We start from the raw sequence: 11,051 nt of genomic DNA, 5'->3' as shown, positions 1-11,051 counted from the left end.
TGAACGCCCCGGCCGCCCCCGGCGGCCCGACGAAGGGTCCGATCATGGCCTCCACCCTGGCGAGCGCGGGCACCCGCCTGCGCGCCCCCGCCAAACTGCCCTCGTTCCGGCTGCTGTGGCTGGGGCAGTCCCTGTCCCTGCTCGGGGACGGCTTCAGCTACATCGCCTTCTCCTGGATCACGCTGAGCCTGACCGATTCCACCCTGGCCCTCGGCTACGTCCTCGCCTTCCAGGCGGTGCCGCGGGCCCTGCTGACCCTGGTCGGCGGCTCGCTCAGCGACAAGTGGTCCTCGCGGACCCTGATGACGCTCTCCAGTTGGGCCCGGGCGGTGCTGATGGCCGCCGTCGGGCTGATCGGGATGACCGGCTCGTTGACGGTGGCGATCCTGTGCGGGGCCGCCGCCGCCTTCGGCGCCGTCGACGCCTTCTTCCAGCCGGCCCGGGCCTCGATCCTGCCCACCGTGGTGGACAAGGAGATGCTCGCCCCGGCCAACGCCCTGCTGGCGGTCGGCACCAAGGTGTCCGCCATCCTCGGCCCGGCCGTCGGCGGCATGGTGGTGGCCCTCTCGGACGCCCCCGTCGCCTTCCTCGTGGACGCCGTGTGCTTCGCGCTGTGCGGCCTGTGCGTCTCCCGGATCCGCACCCTTGCCCGCGGACCGGAGGAGGCCGGGGACGACGCCCCGGCGAGCACGACGAAGGAGGCCGGGGACTCCCTGCTCACCCGGATGCGGGCGGGGCTGCGCTACGCCCTGGAGGACCCGCGGATCCGCTCCATCCTGGTCGTCGACACGGCGATGACCTTCTGTTACGCCGGTACCTTCACCGTCGGCTTCGCCACGCTCGCCAAGGTGGACCTGCACGGCGGTTCCACCACCCTGGGCCTGCTCAACGGCGCGCTGGCGGGCGGGGCGATGCTGGGCACCCTGGTCGGCGGCTCGCTCAGCAGCCTCCCCCGGGTCGGGCTGCTGATCGCCGCGCTGGCCGGGTGGCTCGCGGTGGGCATGGGGGTGCTGGGGCTGGTGGACAACGTCGTGGCCGCGTTCGTGACCGTACTCGCGATGGGCTTCGGCATCGGCTTCCAGGGGGTCTTCGGCCTCAGCTGGATCCAGCGCACCATCGATCCCTCGGTGCTCAGCCGCGTGATCTCCCTGGACATGGTCCTCGGCTACGCCATGGCGCCGCTCTCGCTGATCCTGTGCGGGGCCCTGGCCCGCCACGGCAGCGGCCCGATGTTCGCGGTATCGGCCGGGGTCCTCGCCCTGACGGCCCTGGGGGTGCTCAGCTCGAAGGCGGTGCGCGGGATGCGCTGAGGATGACGGCACGTCCATCATGACAGGTCAGCGCCAGTTTTCGTAGGACGGAAAGCACAGTTCGCAACGCTTGTCCGATCCGTTCCCCGCGGCCCAGAATCGCCTTCTTGCGTCATCCGGAGACAGGGGGAATGGTGACGATCGATCACGATGCGGTGCTTCGGGCGCGTGTGCTGCTGCTGGGGTCCGGCCGGCCGAGCCGGAGGGACCAGGTCGACGCGTACCGGGTTCTGGTCGAGGTGAACCCGAAGGCCTACGGGCCGAAGTTGGTGGACGCCCTGCTCTCGCTCCACTACGAGAGCAGGAGTCTGGAGATGGACGTCGCGCTGACCGCCGAGGCCGCGCGGGTCGCTCGCGGGATCGAGGTCGGTGAGCCGAACGGGGCCGAGCGGTTGCGCCGGGCCTTGGACTCTTACCGCGTCTCGTTGTTCGCCCTCGGGCGCAGGACGGAGGGGCGTGCGGTCTGCGAGGAGCTCGCCGCGGCGGGCCTGACCACGCCCTTGACGATCGCCTTGGCCGAGGAGGGGCACTTCGCGCGGGCGGCGGAACTCGACGAGGCGGCCGCCCGGGACGAGGGCTCGGACAACGTGTTCTGGAACCGGGTGCGGTGGGCGGCGAACCTGGAGGGCGCCGGGCGGCACGACGCCGCAGCGACCGTCTTCCGCGAACTCCTGGAGGTGACCCGGCACAAGGCGGCCGAACAGCGCACCTCGCTGTCCATCCTCACGTGGGAGCTGGTCCACTTCTCCCGGATGCGGGACGCCGTCGGCGACGGGGCGGGCGCCGCGGCCGCCCGGCGCGAGGCGCTGGGTGTCCTGGAGGAACTCGCGACCACGGGCGAGCCGAAGAACTGGAGCTGCATCCTCGGGTGGTGGAAGACCCTCTTCGTCCTGTCGGGACGGGCGGCCGAACCCGCCGCGAGCCCCGAGTCCCCGATGCCGCCCTTCGGCACGGAGCACGGATGGTCACGCCACGTGCGGGAGGGGTTCCTCGGCATGCTGGCGGGCCTCGAAGCGCAGGCGGCGACCCTGCGCGAGGCCCACCGGCTGCCCGAGCTGGTCGACGTCCAGCGCAGGATCTGCGTCCGCGCGGCCGTCCGCGACGGCGACCACCCCTACCGGTTCGAGGAGCGGTTCACGCCCTACTTCGACGAGGGCGTCGCGCTCGCCCGGCGCACGCCCGACGACCGCGCACGCCTGGCCCGCGCCCTCGTCGACCGGTCGATGTTCTTCGCCGCCGCACGCACCTTCGAGCCCGCGCACGCCGACTTCGCCGAGGCGGTCGCACTGCTCGAAGGCTGAGTACCTGCTCGGGCGTCTCTTTCGGATACGGCCTAGTCGCGCAAGGACGCCGAGAGGGCGCACAGGGCCGCGCGGTTGGAGCGGCCCGTCTTGGTGCCGAGGCTGGCGATGTGCTTCTCCACCGTGCGGGGCGAGATGTACAGGCGGTCCGCGATGTCCTTGTTGCCGAGGCGCTCGGCGAGCAGCCGGAACACCTCGTACTCGCGCACCGTGACCCCCTGGGTGCGCAGCACGTCCGGGATGCTGCCCGAGCCGGTGCGCCGCTGGGCGACGGGGGCGCCCATCCGGCGCAGGGCGGCCCGGCAGGCGTTCGCGACGGGGGCGACGGACTGCTGGTGGAAGTGGAGTTCGGCGCGGCGCAGCCAGGCCACGGGCTCCCCCCAACCGTCCGCGTGGGCCGCCTCGGCGATCAGCCGCAGGCCCAGGTGGAGGGCGGTGACGTACGGCTCCGCGGTGCGCAGGGCCTCGTTGACGGCGGCGGCCGCCAGGTCGGGTCTCCCCTCCCGGCCGTCCAGGACGGCGCCCGCGAAGAGCACGAACTGTCTGTTCCAGCGCATCCGGCCGGGGGCGGTCGCCGCGATCTCCTCGTACGGACCGCGGCCCGCCTCGCCCGAGAGCACGTCCAGCAACAGCCCGATGCCGTAGCGGCCGCTGAGGTAGTACGTGCTGGGGTTGGTGTTCTCCAGCTCGGCCACGGCGTGCAGTTCGTGGACCGCGGCGGACCGGTCCTCCTCCATCAGCGCGCAGAACGCGCGGGCCAGCCCTCGGGTCAGCGGCTCCTCCTGGGAGCCGCTGCCGTCCCACTCGGCGAAGGCCGTGAGCGCGCGTTCCATGTCCGCCCGGTCGCCCTGGTGCGCGGCGAGGGTCGCCCGCGCCATCAGCACGTAGCGGGTGGCCGGGGCCAGGCGCAGCCGCTGGACGACGGCCAGGCACTCCTCGGAGGCCTGGGCGGCGGCGGCGAACTCGGCGCGCAGCACCGCGTCGAGGATCATGATCCCGTCGATGGTGTACACGATGGTGGCGGAGCCGAGCCGCTGGGCTTCGCCGCGGGCCGCGAGCAGGGGGATCGTGTTGCCCTCGGTCAGCCAGTTGTTCCCGCCGATGCGGGTGAGGGCGTACATCCGCTGGAGCGGGAGCTGGTGCTGCTCGGCCGTGTGCAGGGCCGATTCCAGCAGGGCCGTGGCCTCGTCGAAGTCCCGCTCGCGGGCCAGCGTGGCGAGCAGCTCCCAGGCTTGGCAGACCACGGTGGGCAGCCCGTGCCGCTCCGCGGCCTGGAGCGCCGAGTAGGCCAGCTTCTCGGCGAGTTGGGTGCGGTCCGGGCCGGGGGTGTCGAGGGCGAGGTAGGCGGCCGTGACGTCGATGGAGGCGGTGCTGCGCTCGTCCGGGTGCACCCCGAGGAGGGCCCTGGCCTGGGCTATCTGCCGGTTGCCGTCCTCCCAACGCCCGGCGGTGTGGGCCACCTTGGCCAGCCTGGTGTGCAGCGCGGCGAGCCGCTCGGCGCTCAGGCCGCTCCCGCCGAGGGTGTGCAGGTTCTCGGCGAAGCCGAAGGCCTGGGCGAAGTCGCCGGCTTCCGCGAGCGCGGGCAGCAGGGCCTCCAGGGCCGCCGTGCGGCCCGCCGCGTCGCCGCTGGCCGCGAGCAGCCGCTCGGCCCGGCCCAGCAGGGTGACGGCCGAACCGATGGCGCCGGCCGACAGGGCCCGCAGTCCCGCCACGGTGAACAGCCGCCCGGCTTCGGCTTCGTCACCGGCCTGGGAGCGCAACTCCGCGACGAGCGGGCACCATTCGCCCTCCAGCTCCGGGTAGAGGTCCTGGACCGCGTCGGCGGCCCGGCCGGACATCTCCGCCCGGTTGGTGGGCGTGAGCTGGGTCAGCAGCGCCTCGGCGGTGAGCGAGTGGCGGAAGGCGTACCAGTCGGGGGCGGGTTCGTCGTGGACGACGAGCTGCGCCGCGACCCCCGCGTGCAGGTGGCTGAGCAGACTGCGGTCGTCGATGCCGGTCATCCGCTGGAGCACGGTCAGCGGGAAGCGGCGGCCGATCACGGCGGCCGCGGACAGCAGGGTCAGCCCCTGCGGCGCCAGGCGGTCGACGCGCCGCAGGATCCCGCGCGCGAGGGCGGTGGACACGTCGCTGCGCAGGTCGCCCACGACCCGCCAGCCGTCCTCGGCGCGGACCAGCGCGCCGCTGCCGATCATGCCCTGGAGGAGTTCCTCGACGAGGAAGGGACTGCCCGCGCTGTCGTCCCACAGGCGCGCGAGGGCGGCTTCCGGGACCAGCTCGGCTTCGGTGTCCAGCTGCGCGGCGATCACGGCGCGGACCTCGGGCCGGGTCAGCGGGGCCAGTTGTAGCACGGTGCCCACCCCGCGGCGGCGGGCCGATTCGGCCATGTCGAGGGCGTCGCAGGACTCGGTGCGGATCGTGGCCAGAAGCACCACGTTGGTGTATTCGAGGTTGTCCACGAGGTACTCGACGACGGCGAGGGTCTCGGGGTCGGCGTCGTGCAGGTCCTCCAGGAGGAGGAGCTGGCCGTCCTCCCGGCCCGTGGCGATGAGCAGCCGCAGCACGGCCTCGCCGAGGATCACCATCGAGCTGTTGTCCTGGGCGTCGCCGCTCCAGTCCGGGATGATCCGGCCCAGGGCGGGCCGGTACGGGCCGAGCGGCAGGTCGTCCAGGGACGGGCCGCCCGCCGGGCCGCCGCGGAACAGCGCCATCAACGCTTCCGTCAATGGCCGGAAAGGCACTGTGGGGCCGGTGGTGCTGCTCCGGCCCCGCAGCGCCCGCATCCCGTCGTTGAAGGCCATCCCCACGGCCTCGGCGGCGAGCCGGGACTTCCCGATCCCGGCCTCGCCCACCAGGAAGACGACCCCGCCGCGCCCACCCTTGGCCTCGGTCAACGCGTGTTTGATCTCTAAGAGTTGAGAGTCACGACCGATGATGTACCGCGGACGGGAACGCATGAGCGCAAATCTAGTTCATGCGTACGGTCCGCAGTGCACCGAAAGTCGGCCTTTTCCACGTACCGTCATCCGGATACCGGGCACTACCAGGTGACGTTGGGCGCCGAGACGCTGGTGTCGATCTGGCTGAGCGCGACCACGAGTCCGCTGGTGAGGACGAGACCGGCCAGCGCCCGGGCTCGCGCGCACGCCTTGTTGCGGCCCGACAGGGTGATGCCGCCCGCGGGGTCCCCGGCGGGAACCTCGGCGGCCGCGTCGGTGGTGGCGGCGGCGGTGGCGTTGACCTGGAACTCCTGCATGGTGGTGAGTACCTTTCTCGGAACCTGAGGTGGAGGTGGCGCTCGGTGCTGCAGTGCGGTCGGTGCGGTCGGTGCTGACGAGCTGTGGTGCGGTCGGTCCGGCCGGAGCCGGTCAGTGGAGCAGCAGGACGGACGGGACCGTCTCCGGGAAGCCCAGCCTGAGCAGGGCGTATCCGATGCCGGAGAGGCCGGTGAGGAGTCCGGGTGAAGGGACGTGGTCGGGGGTGCCGCAGCGGTGGCCGTGGCCTTCGAGGCGGCCGAGGACCTGACCGGCGCGGTGGGTGAGTGCGGTGGCGGCCCGGGGGTGGCCCTGCCCGGCGAGGACGCTGAGCAGTTCCAGTGAGCCGAGGGTGCCGTTGCCCAGGCTGAGGTCGCCGAACTCGGCCGACTCGGTGGACTCCCCCGCCTCGGCGGGGTCGCTCAGCAGGGCGGCGCACCAGGTGAGTTCGGCTTCCGGGACCGGCTGACCGGCCCGGGCGAAGGCATCGGCGGCGGCGAGCGCGGTGCCCGCCAGCCCGGAGTGCCAACCGAGGTCGGCGGGGTGGCGCAGGGCCGCGTCCAGGGCGGGACGCAGCAGGGCGGCGCCGGTACGGGCGTACTCCTCGGCCCGGACCGCCGCGGTGCCCGCCAGTCCCCGCTCGGTCTCGGCGGCGGCGTAGCGCAGCAGGGCCCAGCCGATGCCCGCGTCGCCCTGGGCGAAGCCGGCGGCGGCGGGGCCCGGCCCGGCGGAGCCGGCGAGGCGCGGTGCGGCCCGGGAGACCAGCCGGTCGGCGAAGGCGGCGGCGAGGGCGGCGGCGCCGGGCATCCCGGTCAGGCGGTGCACGGCGACGGTGGCGGCCAGTGCTCCGGCGAGGCCGTCGGCCAGGTCGGCCGGGCCGTCGGGGTCGGCTTCGACGGCGAGGGCGAGGGCGGTGAGCGCGTCCGGCAGACAGGCCCGCAGCGGATCTCCGCCGGCGAGGGTGCCGCTGTCCCCGTCGAGCAGGGCGGACAGCCGGGCCACGGTGTAGACGATGCCGCTGAGTCCGTGCAGCGCGCCCGGACCCACGGCGGCGCTGAGCGCGGGGTCGGCCGCGAGCGTGGCCAGCAGCTCCGGCAGCGGGGCCGCGGCCTGACGGGCGAGCGCGGTGTAGCGTCCGGCGCCGGTCAGGGCGCCGAGCTGGGCCAGGAAGAGGGCCACTCCGCAGTAGCCCTGGGCCAGGCCGCCACCCATCGGCAGGACGGCCCAGTGCTCACCGGCGACCTGCTCCAGGCCGAGCCAGTTGACCCGGCCCTCGCCGTGGACGGCGCGGGCAGCGATCTCGTCGGCGATCCCGCACGCGGCGGTCAGCAGCCGGGAGGGGTCGGGCACGACGGCGGGGGCGAGGTGCCCGGCCAGCGCCGAACGGGGCCCGCCGCCGCTGAGGTTGGCGCCGGTCACCGCGAGCGTCGCGGCGATGATCCACTCCTGGTCGTGCCGGTCCACCTCGCCCATGCCGGCGATCTTGTCGAGGGCCGCCCGCAGACTGGGCGCGGGCAGCACCCCCTCGATGTACGTGCCCCGCGAGGTGCGCACCGAGGTGTGCGCGGGGTGGTGGAAGAAGAGCGGTACGTCCCCCTCCCACAGGTCGGCGGTCTCGTCCTCGATCAGCCGCTGGCGGGCCGGGTCGTTCTCGGATTCCGCCCACAGCACGGCGAAGAGCGCGTCCCGGGTCAGCGCGTCGCCCAGCACGTCGGGATGGGTGGACTCCTCCAGCAGGGTCGTGTAGAGGCGGGTGGCGCGGGCGATCAGCCGGCCCGGGCTGGTGGCCCAGCGGCCCAGCAGCCCGTCCTCGCCGAGGAGTTCGGCGCGGTCCGCGGCGATCGCGTCGTAGCCGGCCCGGAAGCCCTCGAGGAGCGCGGCGCGGTGGTCGCCGTGTGCGGCGGCCGGGTCCCGCGGGGCGGGCCGGTTCTGTCCGGCCGGCGTCTCGACGCGACCGCGCCGGACCCGCATCTCGTCCGTTCCGGCGGCCTCCCAGCTCATTCCGTCGCTGGGGTAGGAGCCGCCGTGGCCGCCGCCGAGGGCGGAGATGTCCATGGCGCCGTTCTCGCCGATGAGCAGGCTCGGCAGCAGGCAGGTGCGGTGCACCGAGGCGGACAGGGCCGCCGCCGCGGGGTCGGACCCGCAGGTCACCGCGGCGGGCAGACCCGAGTGCAGCAGGGTCTCGGCGTCCACCAGGACCGGCTGGTCGCCGCAGGCGATGACGTTCTCGTAGTGCATGTCCACGCCGTCCACCGCGTACAGCAGGGCCAGCAGCGCGCCCTGGCGGCGGTAGAAGCGGTCGAGCTCGGTGGGCGAGGTGCACCAGCCGTGCTCGATGAACTCCAGCCAGCCGTACCCGGGCCGGCGCACCGAGCGCGGGGTCCGCAGGCCGAGGCCGGGCACCTTGGCGTTGGTCCAGGCGACGGCCCGGTCGAGCAGGGCGTGCTGGTCGAGCGGGCGGGGCTTGAGCACGACGGTGGCGCCGTCGGCGAAGCGCAGCAGGGCGACGGAGCGGTTGCCCTGGTGGACGTCACCGCGGCCGAGGTCGATCCGTACCAGCGGTCCGGGGTCGGCGCCGCCGAGCAGCTCCCGCACGATCGCGGCCCGGTCGGCGGCGTAGCGGCGGACGAGCTCCGCGGTGGCGTCGGTGGCCTGGGCGCAGGACCGGGCCAGCATCCGGGCGAGCACCGGGTAGCCGGCGAAGAGCGCGGCCAGGCCCTCCCGGGTGCCGAGCCCGGCCAGGAAGTCGGCGAAGCGTTCCCGCGGGGTCTCCCCCGCCAGCCGCCCGGCGCCGCGCGCCGCGTGCAGCTCCTTGACCAGGGTGCGGGCGGACTGCCGGATCAGCCGGTCGCCCAGCCACCCCTCGAAGGCGGCGCGGACGGCGGCCAGTTCCGCCGCGGGCAGGTCGATCCGCTCGGCCGTGTCCGCCCAGGCCACCTCGGTCAGGGGGCGCAGCGCGGGCAGGAACACGGCGGCGCCGTCGGCCGCTTCGGCGCCGCACGCCCCCGGTGCGGTGTCCGGGGCGGTCGTGGCGCCCCCGGCCGTGCGCTCGGCGGGGGCCCGCGCCACGATCCGCTCGGCGTACTGGGCCCACGCGGGCTTCTCGGCACGGGCGGCGAGCCGCCACGGCAGCTCCGCCGCGAGGGCGTTCCCGGTGTCCTCGGTCGCGCCCAGACTCGCCAGCCGCGCCGCGAAACCGTCGGGGTCCCCCAGGGCCCAGGAAGCGGGCCGGGCGTGGGGGGCGTCGGTGCGCGCGGGTGCGGGGGCACCCGGTGCGGCGAGCCGCTCCCGCAGGTTCAGGGCCTGTGCCCACCAGGAGTGGGTCAGGCCGCCGACCTCGGGTCCTGCGGCGGTGGCGGTGTCAGTCACGAGAGAAAACTCGCAGAGCCGCGCGCCGCGCACATGGGGGGACGTCCCCCATATTCCGAACGGCGGCCCCCACGACCCCCCGTCCGCACGGCGCGCACGCCCCGCGCCCCCTGCCCGCGGGCTCCCGGCGGACCGGGCGCGCGCCCCGGTCCGACCTCGGCCGCACCGCCCCGGCCGCCCTCCCGCGGGACCGGGACGGCGGCCTTCACATGATCCGCCGCTCGTGACACCGCGCCTTCACAAATGTGGGGGCAGGGGCCCGATGCCGCTCCCGGCGGCGGGCCCCAGTCTGGGAACCAGCACCCCTTCCGCCGGTCCGACACCCGGTAGGCGGATGACTTTCGGAGGACCCGGTGGGAGAACCCGTCCCTGTCAACGTCGTCGCACTCGATCCGGTGCTCGAAGCCGGCACCAAGAGCGCCCTGCTCGCCTGTCCGGAGGTGGCCCTGAGCACTCCGGGCGGCGAACCCCGCGTCGTGGTCATGACCGTGGACCGGGTCGGCCGCACGGAACTCGACGTACTGCGCTCGATCCGGGACACCCCGTCCCGTCCGGACGTGGTGCTGGTGGCGGGCGAGCTGGAGCCCGCCGACGCCCTGCACGCGATCGCCGCCGGGGCCCGGGGGCTGCTGCGCCGCCGCGAGGCGGACCCGGTCCGCCTCGCCCGGGCCGTACGGGCGGCGTCCCGCGGTGACTGCACCTTGCCGCCGGACCTGCTGGACCTGCTGTTGGAGCACTCCGGCGCCCGGGGGGCGGCGGCCGACGTGGCGGCCGGGCCCTGGGACGCGGCCGGGCTCAGCGATCGGGAGCGGTCGGTGCTGCGGATGGTGGCGGACGGCCACGAGACGAGCGAGATAGCCAAGCGGCTGTGCTACTCGCCGCGGACGGTGACCACCGTCGTGCACGACATCACCCAGCGCTTCCGGCTGCGCAACCGCGCCCACGCCGTGGCCTACGCGCTCCGGGCGGGCATGCTGTGAGCCCCGTCGCCGCACCGACGCGCACGTCGGCCCGCGAGGGGGGCCTCGAAGCGGTCCGGTTGAGCCGGATGTTGGCCCAGGTCGCCACCGGCCTCGCGCCCGCCCCCGAACCGGCCCCGGACACCGTCGAGATGCCCTATCCGGATCTGCTGCGCCTGCTGTGCGGACACCCCGCGCCGCCCGCCGCCGCGCCCGCGATCGCCGCGGACGCCCCGCACTTGACCGCACGCCAGACCTCGGTACTGGCGCTGATGGCGGAGGGCCACGGCAATGCGGTGATCGCCCGCACGCTGTCCTGCTCGGAGCACACCGTCAAGAACGTCATCTACGAGCTGATGTCCCGGCTGCACGCCCGCAACCGCTCGCACGCGGTGGCCTGCGCGGTGCAGTACCGCCTCATCTGACGCGCGCCCGCCGCGTGCGACCCCACCCGCCCGCGCGCGGCGCGCGTCCGTCCCGGCTACCTGGACGAGCGCGAGTGGCCGAAGAGGATCCGGTAGGCGATCAGCAGCACCAGCGACCCCGCGATGGCCGCGCCCCAGGTGGCCAGGTCGAAGAACTGGTTCTGGATGGGCCGGTCGAGGAACCTCGCCGAGAGCCACCCGCCGATGAAGGCGCCGGCGACCCCGATCAGGGTCGTCCCGATCAGGCCCCCCGGGTCGCGCCCGGGCAGCAGGACCTTGGCGATGCCTCCGGCCAGCAGCCCCAGGATGATCCAGCTGACGAACCCCATACCCACTCACTCCTCTACCCTGCCTGCCCGCACCCACCCTCGGTGTGCGCGCCCACCAGGAAGGACGCCGCGCGGGCCGAAATGGTTCTCAGGCGCGGATCCCGCCG

Annotated in this window: 8 protein-coding genes; 4 read left to right on the top strand and 4 right to left on the bottom strand. The window is 74.5% G+C overall.

The window, feature by feature from the left end:
• Positions 1-44: 44 nt before the first annotated feature.
• Together ACZ4UB_RS17685 and ACZ4UB_RS17680 are read left to right on the top strand one after the other, a co-directional pair.
• Entirely contained in the window at positions 45-1,310 is a 1,266-nt protein-coding gene (locus ACZ4UB_RS17685) for an MFS transporter (RefSeq protein ID WP_468071082.1), read from the top strand.
• Positions 1,311-1,441: 131 nt separating this feature from the next.
• The gene (locus ACZ4UB_RS17680) at positions 1,442-2,611 is read left to right on the top strand and encodes a hypothetical protein (RefSeq protein WP_468071080.1); all 1,170 of its coding nucleotides are present in this window, start codon (positions 1,442-1,444) and stop codon (positions 2,609-2,611) included.
• A 32-nt stretch (positions 2,612-2,643) separates the two neighbouring features.
• Here ACZ4UB_RS17680 and ACZ4UB_RS17675 read toward each other — a convergent pair whose 3' ends face one another.
• The 3 genes from ACZ4UB_RS17675 to ACZ4UB_RS17665 form a co-directional block, all read right to left on the bottom strand.
• On the bottom strand, positions 2,644-5,565 hold the full coding sequence (locus ACZ4UB_RS17675; RefSeq protein ID WP_468071078.1) for a helix-turn-helix transcriptional regulator: 2,922 nt from the start codon (positions 5,563-5,565) through the stop codon (positions 2,644-2,646).
• A gap of 83 nt (positions 5,566-5,648) precedes the next feature.
• Positions 5,649-5,864, bottom strand: a complete 216-nt coding sequence (locus ACZ4UB_RS17670; RefSeq protein WP_354381911.1) for a hypothetical protein — start codon at positions 5,862-5,864, stop codon at positions 5,649-5,651.
• Between the two features lie 112 nt (positions 5,865-5,976).
• Positions 5,977-9,231 (bottom strand): type 2 lanthipeptide synthetase LanM family protein, encoded by a 3,255-nt coding sequence (locus tag ACZ4UB_RS17665; RefSeq protein ID WP_468071075.1) that lies wholly within the window; start codon positions 9,229-9,231, stop codon positions 5,977-5,979.
• Between the two features lie 353 nt (positions 9,232-9,584).
• On the opposite strand from ACZ4UB_RS17665, the gene ACZ4UB_RS17660 reads away from it, so the two are divergent.
• Together ACZ4UB_RS17660 and ACZ4UB_RS17655 are read left to right on the top strand one after the other, a co-directional pair.
• Positions 9,585-10,211, top strand: a complete 627-nt coding sequence (locus ACZ4UB_RS17660; protein WP_354381913.1) for a helix-turn-helix transcriptional regulator — start codon at positions 9,585-9,587, stop codon at positions 10,209-10,211.
• Complete coding sequence (locus ACZ4UB_RS17655) at positions 10,208-10,615, top strand: helix-turn-helix transcriptional regulator (RefSeq protein ID WP_468071073.1); 408 nt, start codon at positions 10,208-10,210, stop codon at positions 10,613-10,615. Before ACZ4UB_RS17660 ends, ACZ4UB_RS17655 begins: the two co-directional genes overlap by 4 nt.
• 56 nt (positions 10,616-10,671) lie before the next feature.
• On the opposite strand, the gene ACZ4UB_RS17650 is transcribed toward ACZ4UB_RS17655, so the two are convergent.
• The gene (locus ACZ4UB_RS17650; RefSeq protein WP_468071071.1) at positions 10,672-10,944 is read right to left on the bottom strand and encodes a GlsB/YeaQ/YmgE family stress response membrane protein; all 273 of its coding nucleotides are present in this window, start codon (positions 10,942-10,944) and stop codon (positions 10,672-10,674) included.
• Positions 10,945-11,051 lie beyond the last annotated feature (107 nt).

The organism is Streptomyces sp. NPDC028419, assembly GCF_055565515.1.
Note: the sequence above shows the minus strand (reverse complement) of the source record. Positions and strands in the feature narration are given on the sequence as shown.